24 protein-coding genes and 1 other annotated feature (1 of these 25 running past the window's edge) are annotated in these 22,266 nt (G+C 43.4%); all 24 genes read left to right on the top strand.

Annotated features, from left to right (window positions below; translation table 11 throughout):
- Positions 1 to 69 (top strand) — a binding site (T-box leader) (it extends 138 nt beyond the left edge of the window).
- A 61-nt stretch (positions 70 to 130) separates the two neighbouring features.
- The 24 genes from alaS (at position 131) to KHM83_RS08410 (ending at position 22,223) form a co-directional block, all read left to right on the top strand.
- On the top strand, positions 131 to 2,755 hold the full coding sequence (gene alaS, locus KHM83_RS08525) for an alanine--tRNA ligase (RefSeq protein WP_213236577.1): 2,625 nt from the start codon (positions 131 to 133) through the stop codon (positions 2,753 to 2,755).
- Between the two features lie 42 nt (positions 2,756 to 2,797).
- Positions 2,798 to 3,052, top strand: a complete 255-nt coding sequence (locus KHM83_RS08520; protein WP_213236576.1) for an IreB family regulatory phosphoprotein — start codon at positions 2,798 to 2,800, stop codon at positions 3,050 to 3,052.
- A 314-nt stretch (positions 3,053 to 3,366) separates the two neighbouring features.
- Positions 3,367 to 3,825, top strand: a complete 459-nt coding sequence (gene ruvX / locus KHM83_RS08515; protein WP_213236575.1) for a Holliday junction resolvase RuvX — start codon at positions 3,367 to 3,369, stop codon at positions 3,823 to 3,825.
- Between the two features lie 119 nt (positions 3,826 to 3,944).
- Entirely contained in the window at positions 3,945 to 4,238 is a 294-nt protein-coding gene (locus KHM83_RS08510; RefSeq protein ID WP_213236574.1) for a DUF1292 domain-containing protein, read from the top strand.
- Between the two features lie 42 nt (positions 4,239 to 4,280).
- Positions 4,281 to 4,724 carry a Fur family transcriptional regulator gene (locus KHM83_RS08505; RefSeq protein ID WP_213236573.1) on the top strand — a complete coding sequence of 148 codons (444 nt, stop codon included), beginning with the start codon at positions 4,281 to 4,283 and terminating at the stop codon, positions 4,722 to 4,724.
- 118 nt (positions 4,725 to 4,842) lie between these two features.
- On the top strand, positions 4,843 to 6,801 hold the full coding sequence (locus tag KHM83_RS08500; RefSeq protein ID WP_213236572.1) for a ribonuclease J: 1,959 nt from the start codon (positions 4,843 to 4,845) through the stop codon (positions 6,799 to 6,801).
- 170 nt (positions 6,802 to 6,971) lie between these two features.
- The gene (mltG, locus tag KHM83_RS08495; protein ID WP_213236571.1) at positions 6,972 to 8,000 is read left to right on the top strand and encodes an endolytic transglycosylase MltG; all 1,029 of its coding nucleotides are present in this window, start codon (positions 6,972 to 6,974) and stop codon (positions 7,998 to 8,000) included.
- Complete coding sequence (locus tag KHM83_RS08490; RefSeq protein ID WP_213236570.1) at positions 7,990 to 8,652, top strand: O-methyltransferase; 663 nt, start codon at positions 7,990 to 7,992, stop codon at positions 8,650 to 8,652. Before mltG ends, KHM83_RS08490 begins: the two co-directional genes overlap by 11 nt.
- A gap of 13 nt (positions 8,653 to 8,665) precedes the next feature.
- Positions 8,666 to 9,904 (top strand): peptidase U32 family protein, encoded by a 1,239-nt coding sequence (locus tag KHM83_RS08485; RefSeq protein WP_213236569.1) that lies wholly within the window; start codon positions 8,666 to 8,668, stop codon positions 9,902 to 9,904.
- Positions 9,897 to 10,535: a uridine kinase gene (gene udk, locus KHM83_RS08480; protein WP_213236568.1), complete on the top strand. Its 639-nt coding sequence runs from the start codon at positions 9,897 to 9,899 to the stop codon at positions 10,533 to 10,535. Before KHM83_RS08485 ends, udk begins: the two co-directional genes overlap by 8 nt.
- On the top strand, positions 10,536 to 10,991 hold the full coding sequence (locus tag KHM83_RS08475) for a methylglyoxal synthase (protein WP_213236567.1): 456 nt from the start codon (positions 10,536 to 10,538) through the stop codon (positions 10,989 to 10,991).
- A gap of 8 nt (positions 10,992 to 10,999) precedes the next feature.
- Positions 11,000 to 12,067, top strand: coding sequence for a type IV pilus twitching motility protein PilT (locus KHM83_RS08470; RefSeq protein ID WP_213236566.1), 1,068 nt, complete (start codon positions 11,000 to 11,002; stop codon positions 12,065 to 12,067).
- 181 nt (positions 12,068 to 12,248) lie between these two features.
- Complete coding sequence (efp, locus tag KHM83_RS08465) at positions 12,249 to 12,806, top strand: elongation factor P (RefSeq protein ID WP_213236565.1); 558 nt, start codon at positions 12,249 to 12,251, stop codon at positions 12,804 to 12,806.
- A gap of 23 nt (positions 12,807 to 12,829) precedes the next feature.
- A complete protein-coding gene (locus KHM83_RS08460; protein WP_343213132.1) occupies positions 12,830 to 13,342 on the top strand; it encodes a CD1247 N-terminal domain-containing protein in 513 nt (170 codons plus the stop codon).
- Between the two features lie 131 nt (positions 13,343 to 13,473).
- A complete protein-coding gene (locus KHM83_RS08455) occupies positions 13,474 to 13,842 on the top strand; it encodes an Asp23/Gls24 family envelope stress response protein (protein WP_246542965.1) in 369 nt (122 codons plus the stop codon).
- A gap of 59 nt (positions 13,843 to 13,901) precedes the next feature.
- Positions 13,902 to 14,342, top strand: a complete 441-nt coding sequence (gene nusB / locus KHM83_RS08450; protein WP_213236564.1) for a transcription antitermination factor NusB — start codon at positions 13,902 to 13,904, stop codon at positions 14,340 to 14,342.
- Complete coding sequence (locus tag KHM83_RS08445; RefSeq protein ID WP_213236563.1) at positions 14,339 to 15,274, top strand: tRNA (adenosine(37)-N6)-threonylcarbamoyltransferase complex transferase subunit TsaD; 936 nt, start codon at positions 14,339 to 14,341, stop codon at positions 15,272 to 15,274. Before nusB ends, KHM83_RS08445 begins: the two co-directional genes overlap by 4 nt.
- A 2-nt stretch (positions 15,275 to 15,276) precedes the next feature.
- Complete coding sequence (xseA, locus tag KHM83_RS08440) at positions 15,277 to 16,527, top strand: exodeoxyribonuclease VII large subunit (protein ID WP_246542968.1); 1,251 nt, start codon at positions 15,277 to 15,279, stop codon at positions 16,525 to 16,527.
- A gap of 71 nt (positions 16,528 to 16,598) precedes the next feature.
- Positions 16,599 to 16,826, top strand: coding sequence for an exodeoxyribonuclease VII small subunit (gene xseB, locus KHM83_RS08435; RefSeq protein WP_213236561.1), 228 nt, complete (start codon positions 16,599 to 16,601; stop codon positions 16,824 to 16,826).
- Positions 16,826 to 17,713, top strand: a complete 888-nt coding sequence (locus KHM83_RS08430) for a polyprenyl synthetase family protein (protein WP_213236560.1) — start codon at positions 16,826 to 16,828, stop codon at positions 17,711 to 17,713. The genes xseB and KHM83_RS08430 overlap by 1 nt, the downstream gene beginning before the upstream one ends.
- Positions 17,714 to 17,785: 72 nt before the next feature.
- Positions 17,786 to 18,229 carry a divergent PAP2 family protein gene (locus tag KHM83_RS08425; RefSeq protein ID WP_213236559.1) on the top strand — a complete coding sequence of 148 codons (444 nt, stop codon included), beginning with the start codon at positions 17,786 to 17,788 and terminating at the stop codon, positions 18,227 to 18,229.
- A gap of 739 nt (positions 18,230 to 18,968) precedes the next feature.
- Positions 18,969 to 19,550 (top strand): hypothetical protein, encoded by a 582-nt coding sequence (locus tag KHM83_RS08420; protein ID WP_213236558.1) that lies wholly within the window; start codon positions 18,969 to 18,971, stop codon positions 19,548 to 19,550.
- Positions 19,550 to 21,415 carry a 1-deoxy-D-xylulose-5-phosphate synthase gene (dxs, locus tag KHM83_RS08415; protein WP_213236557.1) on the top strand — a complete coding sequence of 622 codons (1,866 nt, stop codon included), beginning with the start codon at positions 19,550 to 19,552 and terminating at the stop codon, positions 21,413 to 21,415. Before KHM83_RS08420 ends, dxs begins: the two co-directional genes overlap by 1 nt.
- Positions 21,408 to 22,223 (top strand): TlyA family RNA methyltransferase, encoded by an 816-nt coding sequence (locus KHM83_RS08410; protein ID WP_213236556.1) that lies wholly within the window; start codon positions 21,408 to 21,410, stop codon positions 22,221 to 22,223. Before dxs ends, KHM83_RS08410 begins: the two co-directional genes overlap by 8 nt.
- The last annotated feature ends 43 nt before the right edge of the window (positions 22,224 to 22,266 follow it).

Raw genomic sequence — 22,266 nt, 5'->3', positions numbered from 1 at the left:
GCATTTTACCTTCAAAGTGACCGATAGAGATCGGTAAGCAGGGTGGTACCGCGATGCGTCGTCCCTGCAATGGCCTTTGAAGGTTTTTATTTTGTAAAAAATCGAAAGCATGATTATGGAGGAATGACGGATGAAATCTATGGGTCTGAATGAAATCAGAAGCGCGTTTCTTAAATTTTACGAATCGAAAGATCACTACGTAACAGCGAGCTATTCACTAGTGCCGCAGGGTGATAAGAGCCTTTTGTTGGTTAACGCGGGGATGCAGCCTTTGAAAAATTATTTTATGGGTACAGAAGTACCGCCTAAGCCTCGAATGGCTACTTGTCAAAAATGTATCCGGACTGGCGACATTGAAAACGTAGGTATTACGGCGCGCCACGCCACTTTTTTTGAAATGCTCGGCAACTTTTCATTTGGTGATTATTTTAAAAGGGGCTCTATTGAATTCGGATGGGAATTTATCACAGAAGTTCTTGAATTGCCGATAGAAAAGTTGTGGCCGTCTGTTTATTATGAAGATGAGGACGCTTTTGAAATCTGGCGTGATGTCATTGGCATTCCGGAAGAACGAATCACCAGACTTGGCAAGGAAGATAACTTTTGGGAAATTGGAACGGGGCCGTGTGGGCCGTGTTCAGAAATATATTTTGATCGCGGCGAAGCCTACGGCTGTGGATCGCCAGACTGTAAGCCGGGGTGTGAATGCGACCGCTTTTTAGAATTTTGGAATCACGTTTTCACCCAATATGATAAAGATGACGCAGGGGTTTATCATCCGCTTGCAAAACCGAATATTGATACGGGAATGGGACTTGAACGGATTGCCTGCATTATGCAGGATGTCGATACGATTTTTGAAGTTGATACCATCCAGTCTATTCTGAGTGCCGTTGTTGAAAAAGCGGGCGTTAAATATGGTGAAACGAGAAAACAGGATACTTCCATCCGTATTATTACAGACCATGTGAAGGCGATTACCTTTATGGTCGCGGATGGCATCATGCCAAATAATGAGGGTCGCGGCTATGTCTTGAGAAGACTTTTAAGACGTGCAGCGCGTCATGCAAGATTGTTGGGGATGAGTGGGAATGTGTTAACGGAACTCGTCGATGCCGTTCTTGAATCCTATGGTCCGAGTTATAATAATCTCATCGAAAAAGAAGCCTATATCAAGAAGGTCATCGAAAACGAAGAAATGCGTTTTCAAATGACCATAGATCAAGGACTGTCCATTTTAAACGAGGCGATTGATCGCGTTAAGGATAATGGCGAAACCGTGCTCTCAGGCGAAGATGCCTTTAAACTTTATGATACGTACGGTTTTCCGCTGGAACTGACAAAGGAAATATTGGAAGAACAGCAATTGAGTGTTGATGAAGAAGCGTTTAATACTGAAATGGCAAAGCAAAAAGAACGCGCGAGAACGGCAAGGGGTGCTGGCGAAGACTTAGGCTGGACAACCGATGCGCTCTCTGAATTGCCGAAGACGATTACTTCGAAATTTATTGGTTACGATTATTTTAAAAGCACAGGAGAAGTCCTGGCAATTGTCGAAACGCAGCAGCTTGAATCGGCAGTTGCAGGGATGGATGTTATCATCGTGCTCGATCAAACACCGTTTTATCCAGAGGGCGGCGGACAGATTGGCGATGTTGGCATCATATCGGGAGACGACTTCAAAGCAGAGGTTCTGGAAACGACCAAGGGGAAAAACGGTGTGATCGCACACCGCGTTCATATTACAGAAGGCATTGTAACGAGCGGGCAGCAAGTAACGGCGTCTGTTAACAAAATAAAGCGCATGGCAACAGCGCGCAATCACAGTATGACGCATATCCTTCATAAAACACTGCGCGATGCACTTGGTGAACACGTTGAACAGGCTGGCTCCTATGTAACCCCTGAAAGACTGCGCTTTGACTTTTCGCACTTTGAAGCTATTCCGCATGAGGTGCTGCTAAAAATAGAAAAGACAGTCAATGCCAAAATCTTTGAAGCGCTGCCGATTATTACTGCTGAAATGGGCATTGATGAAGCACGCCAAAAAGGTGCTATGGCACTTTTTGGTGAAAAATACGGTAAGACAGTACGCGTTGTCACAATGGGCGATTACAGCATCGAACTCTGCGGTGGGACACATCTAAAAGATACTTCCGAGGCTGGGATGTTCAAAATTGTCAGTGAAGCCGGGGTAGCCGCAGGTGTTCGCAGGATTGAAGCCATTACAGGTGAAAATGTTTATAAATATTTAACAGAAATAGATGAAAAAATGCAACAAGTGGCTGATATATTGAAAGCGAATGCGTCAGATGTGATCGTCAAAGCTGAGGCGATTGTCAGTGAAATGAAACAAGTTCAGCGTGAAAATGAACATTTGAAACAGAAATTGGTTACCTCTGACATCGACGGTCTCATTGCAAATGCAAAAGTATTAAAAGGCGTTGAAATCCTAACGGCGAAATTCGAAGGGATGGATACACAGGTGCTCAGAAATTTAGGCGATCAGCTCTTGGGCAAATTGTCTTGCGGTTTTGTGGTGTTTGCCAACGTCGAATCTGAGAAGGTGACCTTTGTCGCCATGGCTTCGGACGACGCTGTGAAAGCGGGCGCACATGCCGGCAATATTATTCGCGAGGTTGCTAAAATCGCCGGCGGCGGTGGCGGCGGTAAGCCAAATATGGCGCAGGCAGGTGGAAAGAATCCTGCAAAGGTTGACGAAGCTTTAGAAAAAGTTTATGCTTTATTTGAATAAATCGGGTATAAGTAGGATAGGTTAAAGCGAGGGGGTAATACCATGAAGAATACAATGAAATTCAGTGTCGAAGAGTATCTTGAACAAAGCAACCAACGCGATATTCTCTTATACGTTTTTAATGCGCTGGAGGAAAAAGGATACAATCCCGTCAACCAGCTGGTCGGGTATTTGATTTCAGGAGACCCAACCTATATCACAACCTACAACGATGCGAGAACGATGATAAAAAAGGTCGAGCGGGATGAAATCTTAGAGGAACTTTTAACGCACTATATGGAATGTGTCAAAAAATAATGCATGATCATAAACTGGGTGATACTGGATTGCAGTATCGAAGATTTGTTTCGGAAGTATAACAATCGGTCCCCTGCAAAAGCATTGATTCGTTGATAGGGGGCCGATCTTATTTGTTATGCCTATACCGAGAAATGATATTGGAAAGTTTGGGAAAAGCGTTTAAAGAGCTTGGAACCGCATTAATTGATGCATTTATGCTCCGCGAACACATGAAGGTTTATGGATTGGACTAAAATGAATTGTAATGAATTTCATTTTGGTTTATACTTTAAGAAGGATTTTACAGTATAAAAAGCGGAGGATTACGCTATTTGAGAATTATGGGACTGGATGTCGGCGATCGCACGATTGGCGTTGCCATTAGTGATGCGCTTTTGATGACAGCACAGGGAAAAGAAACGATTTTTCGGGAATCCATTAAAAAAGATATCGACAGACTGGTCGACTTAATCGTCGAATACGACGTGACAAGCATTGTGGCGGGAATGCCATATAACATGAATGGCACACTTGGACCACAAGGTGAAAAAACACAGGCATTTATGCAGAAGCTCGAAAAAAAATTGCAGTATTCTGATCGGCTAAAACAGCCGGTAACAACAGCGTATTGGGACGAGCGCCTGACGTCAGTCGGTGCTGAGCGCATGCTGCTTGAAGCGGACATGCGCCGTTCGAAACGTAAAGAAGTGATTGACAAAGTGGCTGCCACATTAATATTACAAGGCTATCTCGATCATTTAAGTATGCAGAACGAGGGTGGACAGCGATAAAATGCACTGTAATCAATAAATTGGCGTCTGATTGAAAAGATGGTCAGCATCGCCGTATGAATATGAACTTAAACGCGTAAAGACGCGGTTAAACGATAAAGTGAAATGAGAGGTGAAAAATGGACAAGGACAAAGCATTGTTCGAGATTGTCGAGCCCGAGGGAGAGGACTCAGATGTTGTTGAGCTCTTTGACGACGACGGCAATCCAGTTCAATTCAACATTATTGCTACGCTGGAAGTGGATGAGCAAGAATATGCAATTCTCTCCAATGTGGAAGATGATGATGAAGTGCTGATTTTTAAGGTAACAGAAGAAGATGAAGAGTTCATCTTTGAGACCATTGACGATGAAGAAGAGCTTCAGGCCGTGATTGAAGCTTATAACGAGTTGTTGGACGAAATGGAATCGTAGGCGGAAGACGCCAAAAAAAATAAATTGTATTGGGGTGCTGAGATGAATTCAAGTCATGATAATTATAAGAAGAAGCTCAAAGAGGCCGGTTATAAACTGACGCCACAACGGATTGCGATTATTAATGTCATTTCTGAGAACAAAGGGAAGCACCTGAGTACGGAAGAAATATATGATATTGTGAAACAAAGGAACCCGGAGATGGGACTCGCAACAGTATACAGGACACTTCAACTCCTTGATGAGTTGGAAGTGGTCTCGTCGCTGAATTTAGAGGACGGATGTGTGCGGTATGAACTGTACTGTCACACAGGCGAGCATAATCACCACCATTTGATTTGTTCGAATTGTGGTGCAGTCATCGAAGTAGAGGGCGATTTACTTGAAGAGCTTGAAAAGAAGATTGAGATGGAATATGATTTCAAAATAATGGATCATAAAGTAAAATTCTATGGATTATGTCGCAATTGTAAAAACCTTGTTTAGTACAGGGTTTCTTTTACGAATCGACGCGCGGCCTTTGTCAAATATCATAAACGTTTAATATAATTGGTCATTCGAGGGTACGGCAAATGACTCGAATGCCAAAACGAAAGGTGAGATTATGACAAATCAGAGAAATAAAGACGTGAATGAATCACGTAAGAAATTAAATGAGGGCGAACCGCAGAAAAGGAATACGCGTAAACCGCCAACGAAAAATCAGCGAGGCGATACCGCTAAAAGTTCAACTGGTGAAAAAGTAAAAACGACGCCGGCAAAGCAATCGGCGAAACAACCCCCAAAACAAACTTCAAAGCAACCATCAAAACAAACCTCAAAACCGTCATCGCAGAAATCATCGCAGAGACGTTCTCCGAGAAAACAGGTTGAAGTGGCGGCAGAGGCTAAAAACGCTGCTGGGGATTCCGCTTTGAAAATTATTCCGCTTGGCGGATTAAACGAAATTGGCAAGAACATGACGGTTTATCAGTATGAAGATGACATTATTGTCGTCGACAGCGGCCTCGCTTTTCCTGAAGATGAATTGCTTGGGATTGATGTCGTCATTCCAGATATCAGCTATTTAAAGAAAAATGCATCCAAGGTAAAGGGCATTGTGTTAACACATGGGCATGAAGACCATATTGGCGGTCTTCCATATGTATTAAAGGAATTAAATGTGCCTGTCTACGGCACGAATCTAACCTTGGGTCTCGTTGAAAACAAATTAAAAGAACATCGGTTGCCAAAGACAAAACTTATACGCATTGTCCCTGGACAAATCATCAAACTCGGCGTCTTTGAAGTTGAGCCGATTAGAGTTTGTCACAGTATTGCCGATTCAGTGGCGTTTGCCATCAAGACACCGCTTGGCGTGATTGTCCAGACGGGTGACTTTAAAATTGACTATACACCGATTGACGGTCAAAAGATGGACTTGCATCGTTTTGCGCAGTTGGGCAGTGAAGGCGTGCTGGCTTTATTGGCAGACAGTACCAATGTCGTTCGCGAAGGGTATACGATGTCCGAGCGCACTGTTGGTGAAACGTTTGAACAGATTTTTAGACAGGCAACATCCAGCCGCATTATTGTAGCATCGTTTGCTTCAAATGTGCATCGTATTCAGCAGATTATCAATGCGGCTTATATGAATGATCGAAAGGTTGCCTTTTCAGGCCGAAGCATGGTCAATGTCTCTAATGTTGCATTGGAACTCGGTTATCTTAAATGTTCACCGGACATCATTATCGATATTAAGGATATTGATCGTTACCCGGAAAATGAGATCGTCGTTATTACGACAGGATCACAAGGGGAGACCATGAGTGCTTTGACGCGAATGGCAAACTCCGAACATCGAAATATGGAGATCGTGCCTGGCGATATGGTGATTCTATCGTCTTCACCAATTCCGGGCAACGAGAAGAGCGTTTACCAAATCATCAATAAACTGACCCAAAAAGGGGCTCATGTTATTTACGAATCGCTTGCTGATGTACATGTATCCGGCCATGCGAAACAAGAGGAACTTAAACTCATTCATACACTGGTAAAACCAAAGTATTTTCTGCCGGTTCATGGCGAATACGTACATTTAAATCGCCATAAAGAGCTCGCTGAAGAACTTGGCATGAACAGCAGCGATATTTTTATTCTGAGCAACGGCGGTGTATTGGAATTCAGTGCTAAAGGCGCTAAAATAGGCAAGAGTGTTCAAGCGGGACGCGTCTTTATCGACGGCTTAGGCGTTGGCGATGTGGGCAATATTGTCCTGAGAGATCGCAAGCATCTTTCTGAAGATGGCTTAATTATCATTGCGGTAGCGCTTTCTGAAGAGACTGGTGAAGTGGTTAATGGACCGGATCTCATTTCCAGAGGATTTGTTTACGTCAGGGAATCAGAAGCACTGATGGATGGCGCCAGAAGCGTTATTGATGCAGAATTAAAACGCTGTTTCAGCAAGAACATCAAAGACTGGGCAACGTTAAAATCATCTGTAAAAGATGCACTCAGTCAGTATATTTATCAGAGCACAAAGCGATCCCCAATGATCTTGCCAATTTTTATGGAGGTTAAATAATGCGTGAGATCTTTCTCACGCTTTTTTACGTTGTATTATTTGATTAAAATAAAAAAGGGCGCGTTTGACCGATTCAAAACGGTTTTTTGGCTAGTGGTAAGCTTTAGCGGCAATTATGAAGCAGCAGTGTAGTAAGCGGCGCAGGACAGAAGATAATTTGAGGTATGAAGATGAAAAAATGGTTTGTAGTGTTATTTATCTTGGGCTTGACATGGCTGATGACGGGCTGTGCGTCCATTTTGGAAAAGTATAATGAGCCCGTTGATCCAACGGATGAAACGCAGATTGTTGTGACGGTGCCGAAGGGTGCTACGACGACATCCATTGCGGATCTTTTAAAAGAGCAGTCGCTCATTCAAAATGTCAATGCCTTCAAGGCAAAATCAAAAGTGCTGGAAGCCGACGGCAAGATGCAGGCAGGTGATTACCAGCTTTCAAAGTCAATGTCAGCAGAAGCGATTATTCAAAAACTCGTTGCCGGCGATGTCTTTGTTGAAACGGAGACCTTTACCATACCCGAAGGCTATGAAGTGAGACAAATCGTTGATCGCCTTAGTGAAGAAGGGATTGTGGATGCTGAAGTGTTCAAAACGATATTGGCAGATGAACCCTTTGATTTTAAGTTCTTAGAAGGTGTTGACAGGCAGTATTTGCTTGAAGGCTATTTATTCCCCGATACGTATACCGTTAAAAAGGGTACAAGTGAAAAAGAAATTGTACAAATGATGCTGGCGCGGTTTGACGATGTGTTTAAACCGGCGTATTATACGCGTGCGGAAGAACTGAATATGACAGTTGATCAAGTGGTGACACTGGCTTCTATTATTGAACGCGAAACAAAAAAAACAGAGGAATTGCCAATTGTGTCCAGTGTTTTTCATAACCGAATTGACCAAAAAATGCTGCTGCAATCCTGTGCGACGATTCAATATGTGCTGAAAGAGCGCAAGGAGCGGCTAACCTATGATGATTTAGAACTCGAATCGCCATTTAACACCTATCAACATCTTGGGCTTACGCCGGCGCCGATTGCATCGCCGGGTGAAAAGGCCATTGAAGCAGCGCTTTATCCTGCGGATACAGGTTATCTGTACTTTGTAACAACAGGACTCGGTGATGGTTCGCATTATTTTAACGAAACTCTTGCGGGGCATAATCGCGACAAAGAGAAAGGGAAGCAGAACGGAAATGGAAGCTAAAATTGTTGAAAAGCAAGTCGAAGCATACATTCGTCAGCTCTTGCCGGAACGCGATGCATTTTTTGCAGCACTTGAACAAACTGCGGAGATCTCTTATATTCCCATTGTGCAGCCGGAAGTCGCACAGTTTCTGAGACTGATGATTGCATTAAAAAAACCGGTGCGCGTGCTGGAAATTGGTACGGCCATTGGTTATTCGGCGTCATTGATGGCACTGGCGATGCAAGCGGGCGAAATTGATACCATTGAGCTCAGTGATGAAATGGCTGCGGCGGCACAAACGACTTTTCAAAAGATGGAACAGTCTTTTGAACGTCATGCCTCTGTCCGACTGATTAAAGGAGAGGCCAAAACAGTTTTAGAAGCGCTTGATGCCGGCTATGACATGGTATTTATTGATGCGGCAAAGAGCCATTATAAAGCGTATTTAAATCTCGTTATGCCGCTTGTCAATGCGGGCGGCTTGATTATCTCCGATAACGTGCTTTACAAGGGTACCGTAGCGGATGATGCACTGGTGCCGAAAAAACACAAGACGATTGTCAAGCGCATGCGTGAGTATTTAACCTATATTTCGACACATCCTTCACTGACCACCTCAGTGTTATCCATAGGAGACGGTGTCGCTTTAAGCTATATCAAGGAAGAATAAAGGAGAACGGATCATGAATAAAATTGAATTGCTTGCACCGGCAGGTGATTTGGAGAAACTGAAGTTTGCACTGCATTATGGTGCTGACGCCGTTTACATTGGCGGTCAAATCTTTGGCCTTAGGGCGGCGGCAAAAAACTTTAGTTTCGAGGATATGAAAACGGGGATTGCGTATGCGCACGAAAGAGGGCGCAAGGTATATCTGACATTAAATATTATTCCGCACAATAACGATATCGAACAACTTAAAGCCTATATTGACGTCGTTCGAGAACTAAAACCGGATGCCGTTATCCTCTCAGACCCCGGAACGCTTATGTACGTTCGGGAACTGATGCCGGAAATGGAAATTCACTTAAGCACGCAGGCGAATAACACCAATTATATGAGTGCGCGTTTTTGGCATCAGCAGGGTGTTAAGCGCGTTATTCTCGCACGTGAACTCTCATTTGAAGAAATCGCCGGTATTCGTGAAAATACCCCTGAGACGCTAAGCCTCGAAGCTTTCGTCCATGGTGCAATGTGTATTTCTTATTCAGGTCGCTGTTTACTCAGCAACTATCTAAACGGCAGAGATGCCAATCGCGGTGCTTGTTCACAACCTTGCCGCTGGCAATATCACTTGATGGAGCAAACGCGTCCAAATGAATATTACCCGGTTGTAGAAACAGAAGAAGGGACTTTTTTCTTTAACTCAAAAGATCTTTGTATGATCGAACATATTCCTGAACTTATTCATTCAGGATTGGACAGTCTTAAAATTGAAGGTAGAATGAAGAGTGTCTACTATGTCGCCAATATTATTAGAGCATATCGTGAGGCGATTGACACCTATTATCGCGACCCAGATGGTTTCGTATATAATCCTAAATGGTTTGAAGATATCAGGAAAGCTTCTCACAGGGAGTTTACAAAAGGTTTTTATTATCATAAACCAACGCAGCTTGATCAGCTCTACAGCTCCAGTTCCTATATCCGAGAATATGATTTTATCGGTATTGTCACTGATTACAATCCAGAGACGAAGATGGCAACAGTTGAACAGCGAAACCATTTTAAGCTTGGTGATTTTGTAGAGGTCATGGGACCAAACTATTTTGAAAAGACATTTACGATTGACGCTATCTATAATGAAGACGGTACCGCTGTCGATAGAGCACCACATGCACAGCAAATATTGAAAATACCGATGCCTTTTGCAGTAGCGCCGCTGGATATTTTGAGAAAGCCCAAGGAGGTACCCAATGAGTAAGCCCGTCGTCATTGGTGTAACAGGTGGAACGGGGTCAGGTAAGAGCACCGTTGCAAAATCTATTTTTCAGGCAATCCCGGAAGAAAATATTCTGATTATTGAGCAAGATGCCTACTATAAAGATCAAAGTGATCTGACGTTTGAAGAACGCGTCAAAACCAATTACGATCATCCACTTGCATTTGACACAGAATTGCTTATTGAGCAAGTAAAGGCGCTTTGCAGAAATGAAACGGTTCAGAAGCCCATTTATAATTTTTCAAAGCACAACCGTGAAACGGTGACCATTACCCTTGTACCACGTGATATTATTATTCTCGAAGGCATTATGATTTTAGAAGATGCGCGCCTGCGCGAACTCATGGATATTAAGATCTTCGTCGATACCGATGCAGACGTTCGGATTATCAGACGTATTGTCAGAGATATCAACGAACGCGGACGAACGCTTGAATCTGTAATTGACCAGTATTTGAATACGGTTAAACCGGCACACGATCAGTTTATTGAACCGACAAAAAAATTTGCCGATATCATTATTCCGGAAGGCGGCTATAATCGCGTTGCCATTGATATTATGACAACGAAGATCATGGCGGTTATGCAGGAAAAGAAAAAGGGGGGTGTATGAATGGCATATGAAACGCAAAGGCTCGAAATTAAAAAGCGTATTGCACTCATTGCGCATGATTCTCGGAAAAGCGATATGATTCAATGGTGTACTGAGCATCATGGTGAACTTTGCCAACATGTTCTGTACGGTACGGGAACAACGGCAAAGCTAATCGTCGAAGCGACCAAACTCCCTGTGCAGGGTTTAAAAAGCGGCCCGCTTGGCGGAGATCAGCAAATTGGCAGTAAGATTGTTGAAGGCGACGTTGATTTTATGATTTTTTTCTGGGATCCACTTAGTTTGCATCCGCACGATCCCGATGTCAAAGCGCTGCTGCGTATTGCGACGCTTTATAACATTCCTATTGCGACGAATATTTCTACAGCTGATTTTCTGTTGAACAGTCTCTATATGAACAAAGTCTATGAACGAAAGCTCATTAATTTTGACAGCTATCTCAATCGTAAAATATAGGTGATACTATGGACTATGAAGCATTACTAACCCTGGCGATGGAAGCGGGTGCATCAGATTTACACCTTGTGCCAAATGCTCAACCGACGGTTCGAATCAATGGCAAAATAAGACCGATTCCCGGATTTGAAGTGTGTACGTATCTGGATATTCAAACATTTGTTGACGAAATACTGCCGGAGCACTTTAGACAGCAGTTAAGTGAAAGTGGCGATGTGAGCTTCAGCTATTCAAAGTTTGATCTGGGACGATTTCGCGTCAACATTGTAAAGCAGCGTGGAACGCTCAGTGTTGCCATTCGAATGCTAAAGCTTGAAGTACCGTCATTTGAAGCATTGGGGCTGCCGGAGGCCTTTATCCGTCAAATGGATCGAGGCCGTGGGCTGCTCATTGTCAGTGGCTCCTCGGGCTCGGGTAAGTCGACGACGATTGCGGCGCTGATCAATGAAATCAATCAAAAGTATGCGTATCACATCATGACGATCGAATCGCCAATTGAATATCTTTATCAGCACAGCTCAAGCACGATTCTTCAAAGAGAGGTCGGTGTTGACTGTCGAACGATGACTGAGGGGGTTCTCAGTGCTTTTCATCATGATCCCGATGTGCTTGTTATTTCCAATCTTCGTGATGAAACGGTCATAGACTATGCACTTCAGGCGGCGGAATCAGGAAAGCTCGTTATTGCAGGCATGAATGCTGTCAATACGCGAACGGCACTTGAAAAGCTTTTCAGCGGTGCGCGCCCTGAACACATGGCGTCTCGCAAATACAAGGTTTCATCTTCGCTGCTGGGCATTTTATCTCAAAAGCTCGTGCCGCATATTCGTGAGGAGAAGCGTATATTGAGTTATGAGCTGCTTATACCAAATGCCGCTGTCAAATCTTATATCTATGAAAATCGTTGGGATGATTTGCCAACGGTTCTGATATCTGGACAAAAAGACGGCATGCGCTACATGGATCACAGCTTGTTCCGCTTATATCAGGACGGTGAGATTTCTAGGGATACGATGCTCAAATTTTCACATGATCCCGATTATATTCGCAGACTGGAAATTGCAGCATTGCGATAAGGTGCAACTTTTGACGATTTCGTATGAATTACAGGATTGCCACATGTTCTCAGTTCTGATAAAATCATATGAGACGTTATCGATTCAGTATGAGGCGTTGATGGCTGTATCAGCGCCAAAAAACCCTCAAAGGCGGATTTGCCGCCTCATAATTAAAACAAAATATTTGGAGGTTATTAACATGATTTCTGCAAGTGAGTTTCGAAAAGGTGTTACATTTGAAATAGATGGAGAACCCTTCGTCGTCATTGATTTCCAACACGTAAAACCAGGAAAGGGTGCGGCATTTGTCAGAACGAAATACAAGAGCTTAATTTCTGGAACCATTAGAGAGCAAGCTTTTAACCCATCTGAAAAATTCCCAAGAGCGCATATTGAAACAAAAGAAATGCAGTACTTGTACAGTGAAGGCGATTTATACTACTTTATGGATAATGAGACTTATGACCAAATTCCGCTTTCTATCGAACAAGTTGAAGATGCGATTCTTTTTATGAAAGAAAATGATAATGCAACGCTCAAGTTTTACAAAGGCAACTGTTTCCAAGTGGAAGCACCAAATTTCGTTATTCTAGAAGTTGTCGAAGCTGAACCGGGTGTCAAAGGGGATACTGCGACAAATGTTACCAAAAAAGCAAAAGTTGAAACAGGTGCAGAAGTTATTGTTCCGCAATTTGTCAACGAAGGTGATAAAATTAAAATTGATACGCGAACAGGTGAATATTTATCACGTGCCTAGCTATCTGATGAATGATGGCATTATTGCCAAAGCGTCAGCTGCAAGTCCCAACTGAGAAAAAAGTGACATTAATCCGCTTAGACGGTATTGATAAAACCACAAAGGAGGGAAAACACATGAGCTATATGAATGAAAGAGTAGCATTTCTAAAAGGCCTGGCCGAAGGGATGGAAATTGATTCCTCTACTAAGGAAGGCAAGCTTCTATTGCAAATCATTGATGTGCTTGAAGAATTTGCAGGTGAAGTCGAAGAGGTTTATGAAGAACTTGATGAACTTAACGACGCCATCTTAGAACTTGATGAGTATGTAGAAGCCATTGATGAAGATCTTTCAGAACTGGAAGATGACGTGTTTGATCTTGAGGACGAGTATGAAGAAGTAGAGTGTCCGGATTGTGGCGAAACCCTGTATGTCGATGGACAGATAATCGACAAGGGCGAGGAAGTGGAATGCCCGAACTGTGGGCTGATCATTGAATTCTCAGACGATTGCGATTGTGAAGATGAAGATTGCGACTGTGAAAAGTCTGAATAGGATGACCTCCTTGGTCCACTGGATCAAGGAGGTTTTTATCTGAACGCAAATACCCTTTAAACGATAGCATTGTATCAAAGCGGCTTCTTTGTTATAATGAAAACATAAAAGCAAGTTTTGGAGGTGGTCTTTTGGCCGAAAATTTAATGATAAACGCATATCACAACGGCAAGGTTAACATTGCTGACGACGTCATTGGCGTCATCACGACCATTGCTGCATCTGAAATAAAAGGCATTAAAGCATTAAGTGGTACTTTTCAGGATGACGTTCTGGAGATGATTGGTAAAAAGAATTTTAATAAAGGCATCGAAGTCGAAATGATTGAACAGCAAGTGACGGTTAATATTAGTATTATCGTCGACTATGGCTTTAAAGTTCAAGAAATTGCAAAGCAGGTTCAAGAGAGTGTCAAGCTTGCTATTGAGTCTATGACAGGACTTGAAGTTGTTGCGGTTAACGTCTCCGTTGAAGGCATTAATACAAAGATGAACGCATAGCGATTTGATGTTAAAGACTGACTTCTGCGGAAGTTAGTCATTTTCATGTAGGAGGCAATATGAATCGGGTTAGAAGTCGTGAAATTGCGATGGAAATACTGTATCAGATGGACATACACAAGTGTATATCAGCTTCAGAGGTTTCGAGATTTTTAGATTATTACGAAGAAGCCAGTGATGAAACTTATATACGAGAACTCGTTGAACTATTTGTCATTAATCAGCCGCTGATTGATGAGCGGATTATGGGCTATCTGAAAGGTTGGAAGCTGGAGCGCATTGGGCGAATTGATCTCGCCATTATTCGCGTTGCCATTACAGAAATCCTTTGGATTCCATCCATACCGGCAAAAGTCTCAATAAATGAGGCAATTAATATGGGCAAAAAATTTGTCGATGATAAATCAGGTAAATTTATCAATGGTATTTTAAGTCATTTTATTGACGAAGAAAGACAAGTCGAAAATGATGCGTCTGATAAACATGAGGTTGTCAAATGATATTAGGTGTTGATACCAGCAACTATACAACGTCCATGTGTCTCTTGGACGATGAGGGTAGGGTGCTGTTTGAAGGCAATCAACTTCTGAAAGTAAAAAGTGGCGGTCGAGGCTTGCGCCAGTCCGACGCTTTTTTTCAGCATGTTCACGAACTCGCTGTTCAATATGAACGGCTGGTGGCTAAATTTGATCCTTTAAACATTGATCGCATTGCCGTTAGTAATCAGCCGAGATATTTGGAAGATTCTTATATGCCAGTGTTTAATGCTGGTGTTTTGTTTTGTCAAAATTTATCGCATACGATTCGAAAACCGCTTGATTTTTTTTCGCATCAGGAAGGGCATTTGATGGCGGCGCTTAAAACCTGCGGCATTAGTGAGTTGCCTCAGCAGTTTTACGGATTTCATTTATCTGGCGGTACGACGGAGATCCTCATGTGTCGTTTTGATGACGGTCGGATAACCACAGAACGTGTCGGTGGAACACTTGATTTGAATATGGGACAATTAATTGATCGCATAGGCGTATTGCTTGGGCTTGATTTTCCATGCGGTAAAGCAATGGATTTGTTGGCACAAAAGGCTGATTCGGACTATGCCATTCGCATTAAACGACGTGGTGATTTGAGTTTTAACATATCTGGTCTGGAAAACAAATTGCTGGGCCTGATTGAGACACAGTCCAAGGAAGATGTCTGCCGCATTCTGTTTAATACGTTGGCGCGAATACTCGGTGAGATGATTATCAAGTTGCCGCCTAAACTCCCAGTAGTAATGTCCGGCGGCGTAGCATCAAATGCTATTATTCGTCAAAGATTGCTTCAATCTGTTGAATTACATAGCCTCTATTTCTCAAAACCCAAATATTCTAGGGACAATGCATACGGTGTTGCAGCGCTGAGCTGGATGAGAGGTGGTGCTTCAAATTGCTGAAAATGAGGTCGTTTTCCGTTACAGAAGTTAATCAATATATCAAACGTATTTTAGCGGCTGATCCGATTTTGCGTCAAATGATCGTAGAAGGAGAGATTTCCAATTTGACGAAGCACAGGAGCGGTCATTACTATTTTACGCTGAAAGACGATCAGAGCAAGATGAGTTGTGTCATGTTTGCCAATCAAGTGGCGACGCTTACCTTTTCGCCGGAAAACGGCGATAAGATAGCCGTGAAAGGTCAGATTAGCGTCTACGAAAGAGATGGGCGATACCAGCTCTATGTTTATGACATGGAGAAAAAAGGACTTGGGGCTTTGCATGTGGCTTTTGAAAAATTAAAAAAGGAATTGGCCGCAGAGGGGTATTTTGATGCGAAGTATAAAAAAACACTTCCGGCCTATCCTGCGCGCATTGGCGTTGTGACCTCGCCAACCGGTGCTGCTATACGCGATATTATTGCCGTTTACAATCGGCGTTCACCATTGAGTGAGCTCATCATCTATCCAGTGCGCGTACAGGGTGCTTTTTCGAAAGATGAGCTTTGTGATGCCATTGAATACTTTAACAAACGTGATGACATTGCACTGATTATTTTGGCAAGAGGTGGTGGATCAATTGAAGAATTGTGGTCTTTTAATGAACGCGCCGTTGCGGAAGCTATTTTTCGGTCAAAGATTCCGGTAGTCACGGGTATTGGGCATGAAATAGATTTTACCATTGCCGATTTTGTCGCTGATTTACGTACTGCGACACCATCTGCTGCTGCTGAAGTCGTTATCAAATCAAAGGTTGAAATCAAGATGGCGCTCAATCGTCTTATGATGCAAATGGCGCATGCAGCTGAAATGCAATTAGAAACCAACAGCATGCGGCTAAAAAATCTTTCACCTGTCTCTATGGCACGGCGCTACCGTCTGCAAATTGAACATCAGCGAGAAATGCTCATGGGGATTAGACAACAAATGGCAAGTCAAATGCAATGGACGGTAAAACATGACTTTGAACGTCTTGATCACATTGGGCAGAAACTGCATGCGCTGAGTCCGTTTCAGACGCTTAATCGCGGGTACGCAGTTGTCACAACGGCGCAGCATGCCGTACAATCGATTGCTGATGTGAATGTTGGCGACAGCATTGTCGTTAAAATCCACGACGGCAATATTAGCGCAACTGTCGATCATTTAGAAAGCGTGACAGAGGATTTGACGGTGGCCCAAAACGGTCCCGCGGCATTGCCGCCAAAGGATTAAAATTTGAATAAAAATCAAGGTAGGGCATTGTGACTTACCCTAGATTTGTATAAAATAAAGGAGTGAGTAATTTGGCGAAATTGAAAGAAGGTTTTGAAACCAAGCTTGAAAAATTGCAAGCGATTTCGACTCAGCTCGAAAGTGGCAAACTGACGCTGGACGAAATGCTCGAAGCATTTGAAAAGGGCACTGCGCTCTATCGAGAATGTAATCTCATCTTGGAAGATGCCGAGGCTAAAGTCAATCTCATTATCAATGAAGTTGAAACAGAGCCTTTTGAGATAAAGGAAGAAAACTGATGTCATATTTGAATTACTATCACCATACGCCAGAAGCTTTTGATGCGAATATTTCCGCTTACTTTGATGCGGGATCTTCGATGGAGACGTTTATTGACACCTGTATGCGATATAGTTTAGAAGCGGGCGGTAAAAGACTTAGACCATTGCTGCTTCTGGAGTTTTGCACGGCATACGGCGGAAAAGATGAAGACGCCTATCCCTTTGCAATGGCAATTGAGATGATTCATACGTATTCGCTTATCCACGATGACTTACCGTGTATGGACGATGACAAACTCAGGCGCGGTAAACCTACCAATCATGTGGTTTATGGTGAAGACATGGCGGTTCTCGCCGGCGATGGTCTTTTGAATACAGCGGCTGAGTTGATGGCGCATGCTGCGATGACCAGCCGCAATAGCGAGCGGGCATTAATGGCAATGCATACCATTTTAAAAGCATCTGGAACGCGAGGTATGATTCTCGGACAGGTTGCTGATATAAAAATGCAATGCGAAACAACAGATGTAGCGGCTTTGGATTATATTAACCATTATAAAACCGGTAAATTGCTAACGGCGTCTATGACCGCTGGTGCCTTGATAGGCGGCGCCGAAGCAGAAGAAGTTGAAAAAATTGAACGCATTGGACACAAAGTCGGTTTACTCTTTCAAGTGGTAGACGACTTGCTGGACTTAACTGGTGATGTACAAAAAATGGGTAAAGAAGTGCATATAGACAGTCGAAATGATAAGGTTACCTATCCGCTGCTGCTTGGTATTTCAGAAACGCAGCATCGCATTGAGCAATTGCGCGATGAGATTTTGGCTGAGATTACGAACTTATCTATTCACATGCGTTTTTTTGAAGAAACGATTAAATTTCTAACGATTAGGGATCACTGATGCAAAGACGGTATCGCTGACAGCGCACAGTATGCATCAGTGGAGCATTGGGAATCGAAAGTAAGGTGAAGCATGGATTTTATTGAAGGAATCAGGCAAAATATCGTACTCTACGCAGCAGTACTTGCCTGGTTGATCGCACAAACCGTTAAAGTATTGATTACATTGCTCATTGAGAAGGAATTCAAATTTGAAAGATTTCACGGCTCGGGCGGTATGCCGAGTTCTCATACTTCGACGATTGTTGCTGCGTCTACTGCTATTGGTCTCACAGTTGGATGGGAGACACCGATGTTTGCACTTTCGCTGATTATGGCTTTTATCGTCATGTATGATGCATCCGGTGTCAGACGTTCAGTTGGCAAACAGGCCAAACTTTTGAATGATATCATTGAGGACTTGTTTGAGCACAAACAATTGCAGGAGCAACGCTTGAAAGAGCTTGTCGGTCATAAGCCGACAGAAGTTGTCGTCGGGGCTATTCTAGGCGTTATTATCGCCAACTTAGTTGTTTAGTTAGAACAGACGACACAGCGCATTTGAATGCGTTTACAGAAAAAATAATTGCAATGTATTATTGCAAAGAAAGGCTTAGAGGCGCAGTATCCTAGTCGGAGCTTCTAATTCTGAAGGCGGGGCTAAAAATCCGCTAAAGGGCACATCGATGAAGTTCCTTGTATTGGCTTGAAACGCCCAGTTTCGGGTTGATGCTGGGAGTAAGGATGTGGGGGCGTTTCACAATGGCATGTGGAGGTCGACCCTCAATCCGTGGAGACTTGTCGCAAGACATAGTAAAACCTGCAAGTAGGCGAAAGCCGACATGCAGCGTAGCCTGCCTTGAGTGGCACGGGTAGACGACTGTTAGCGCCTAACTGTTGGCCAATAGTTAGACGCCATTGCACCTAAACCCGTGCTGCAAAAGAGGCTAAGAATTAGTTTGCCTGCTGAGGAAATCTCCTAGGCTGTATCGCAAGATGGCCATTCAGGGATTGAAGTGTGGACTAAGTGGTAGTCTAGTCTTATAGATGGAAACACTATAAACGATGCTTTAATGGGAAACCACTGATTCGGCGACGAGTCAGCAGCAACGTGGGAAACCCTACTAGACCTAAGCCGCAGAATTAACCTGATTGACTGCCTCTAAACCATTATATTAAATTCATAAGCATCGTAGGATGCTTTTTTCGTTAGAATGAGAGGCTTTGAGTCGTTGTGTTTAACAGCGTTTCAAAAAGCTGGAAACAATGAGGTCAAGATGAAAAAAAAGCAACGTTTTAATTTCAGATGGGTGATTCGAACGTTTTTCTTAACGTTTTTACTGGCGGTTATTTTTAGTATTATTTCTGAAACGCTGCTCAGAAAAGTCAGTATTTTTGCGGCGTTTGCCATGCTGCTCACGATTATAATGATTGGCATTTTTTTTGATGCCGTCGGGATCTCCGTTGCAGCGGCTGATGAAAAACCCTTCCACGCCATGGCAGCATCACGCGTAAAAAGTGCGAAGTATGCCATTATGCTGATTAAAAATGCCTCCAAGGTTTCGAATTTTTGCAATGATGTCATTGGGGATATAGCAGGTATTATCAGCGGCACGACGATTGGCATTATCGTTTCATTCTTTGATCAGTACAATATTCCCGACACGTATCAAGCGCTGATCGCTATTGGAATCAGCGGTCTCGTCGCGGCACTTACAGTTGGCGGCAAAGCGTTGGGAAAAGAGATCGCCATTGGTAATGCCAAACAGGTTGTAGATTTTACAGGGCGTATCCTTTATTATGCGCATCTTGCAGTACAGCCAAAAACATATATCGGTCTTTTTAAAAGGAGCGTGTAATGTATAATATTTTAAGTCGAATTGACAGTCCAGAAGCAGTAAAGGCGCTAAATGCTGATGAATTGAATCTGCTCGCTGTTGATATTCGACAATTCTTAATTGAAAATGTATCTAAGACAGGCGGTCATCTCGCTTCGAATTTAGGCGCAGTAGAATTGACGATTGCACTTCACTACGTCTTTGATTCACCCGAAGATAAGCTTATATGGGATGTTGGCCATCAGGCCTATGTGCATAAAATACTCACTGGTCGGAAGGACTGCTTTGGCACGCTGCGCCAGTGGGAAGGCATGAGCGGCTTTTTAAAAAGAAAGGAAAGTATTCACGACTGTTTTGAAGCCGGTCACAGCAGTACGTCGATTTCCGCAGCCGTCGGTATGGCATTGGCGCGCGATTTAAACCGTCGGCAATATGAAGTCGTTCCGATTATAGGGGACGGTGCACTGACAGGTGGCATGGCACTTGAAGCACTGAATTATCTTGGTCATTGTCAGTCAAATGTCAAAGTAATTCTTAATGACAATGAGATGTCGATTTCTGAAAATGTTGGCGGTATTTCACAGGCACTTAGCAGACTTCGTGCAACTGAAGCATATAACAAGCTGAAAGATGAAACAAAATCAACATTGGCTAGAATTCCAAACATCGGCGAATCCATGATTGATGTCATTGGACGTCTAAAGGATTCTTTTAAGTATTTTGTCGTCGATGGCGGTTTGTTTTTTGAAGAGATTGGCCTGACGTATTTTGGGCCAATTAACGGGCACAATATTACCGAGTTGATTAAAAACCTTGAAATGGTTAAACAGATAAAAGGACCTGTTGTTTTGCATGTTTTGACGCAAAAAGGCAAGGGCTATTCTTTTTCAGAACAAAATCCTAATAAATACCATGGCGTTGGTAAGTTCGATCCGAAAGTGGATTTACCGGTCAAGCGAAAAAATGACTATGCGACCGTCTTTGGTGAGACACTGACAGCGCTGGCCAAAACACGCGGCGATATTGTCGCCGTTTCCGCTGCAATGATAGACGGAACCGGTCTTTGTTCGTTCAAATCGGCTTATCCGGATCGTATTTTCGATGTCGGAATCGCGGAGCAGCATGCCGTTACCATGTCGGCTGGACTTGCCTGTCAAGGGATGAAGCCTTTTGTGGCAATCTATAGTACTTTTTTACAGCGTGCTTACGACCAGATCTTTCACGATGTCTGTCTGCAAAATTATCCTGTTGTCTTTTGTATAGATCGCGCGGGGCTCGTCGGCAATGATGGTGAAACGCATCATGGTGTCTTTGATATCGCCTATTTGTCACATTTGCCCAATATGCGCATTTTTGCACCAAAAGATCAAGGCGAGTTGGAAGCGATGCTCGCCTATGCAGCGGAAGATCTGGATGGTCCTATCAGTATCCGCTATCCGAGGGGAACTGCTGAAAAAATGCCGCCGACGCATTCGCCGACGTTTACGCCGGAACGGATGTTAAAAGGGCGCAAGACGATTGTCGTCAGCACTGGAAAAATGACTGGCATTGCACTTGAAGCTATCGAAAAATGTGAAACGGGAAAAATAGGTCTCATCCATGTGCCGCGCATTAAGCCACTTCACGAAGCTGAACTCTTGACTGAACTTTCACAGGCGTCGCGCATTGTCACCATTGAAGATCATGCAGTGATTGGTGGGTTTGGCGATCAGATCAATCGCCTGATCATGAATCATCCAGCAGCTTTCAAACAAATGCCGGAAGTTTATAATCTCGGTTATCGAGATCAATTTGTCACACAGGGGGATGTCGATACGCTTATGGACGAAATGGGATTGTCGTCTGAAAAGATTTGCAAGTTTTTAAGAGAGGTTCAAAATGGCTAAAGAACGCATTGATGTCCTAATTGTTGAGCGCGGGTTGATCGAATCACGCGAAAAGGCAAAGCGCACCATTATGGCGGGAATCGTCTATGTGGACGGACAGCGCGTTGATAAGCCCGGTACCGCCGTCGACATTGAGGCGGCAATTGAGATCAGAGGCAATGCGCTGCCATATGTAAGCCGAGGTGGATTGAAGCTGGAAAAGGCGATGCGCGCTTATGCGATTGACCTTAAGGAAAAGCGCTGTATGGATATAGGCGCTTCGACAGGCGGCTTTACTGACTGCATGCTGCAAAATGGCGCCAGTCACGTTTTTTCAGTGGATGTGGGTTATGGGCAATTAGACTGGAAATTACGCAATGATCCGCGTGTTACCAATTGGGAGCGTACAAATATTCGTTATGTAAAGGCTGAAACAGTGGGTGAACCGCTTGATTTTATCAGTATTGACGTTTCTTTTATTTCGCTGAAGCTGGTTTTGCCGGTCGCTTGGGAGCTATTAAAACCAAACGGCGAAATCGTGTTCTTGATTAAGCCTCAGTTTGAAGCCGGTAGGGCACAAGTGAAAAAGAACGGTGTTGTGAGAGATTCAAAAGTGCATCTTGAAGTGCTGAAGCATGTGGTCGAAATTGCTGAAGCGCTCAATTTTCAGATAGCCGATATCACGTATTCTCCAATTAAAGGACCAAAGGGGAATATCGAATTTCTCGCCTATGCACGAAAAATATTGGAAGCACCGCCAGCGTTGTTGAAGGATTTAAATAAGCTGGTCGAATCAGCGCATCAGACGCTCATTGCAGAGGCGGAATAGTATGACAACTAGGCAGTCATGCAAAAAAACATAAAATGTATGA

Source organism: Fusibacter paucivorans, assembly GCF_018390735.1.
Classification (GTDB): domain Bacteria; phylum Bacillota; class Clostridia; order Peptostreptococcales; family Acidaminobacteraceae; genus Fusibacter; species Fusibacter paucivorans.
Note: the sequence above shows the minus strand (reverse complement) of the source record. Positions and strands in the feature narration are given on the sequence as shown.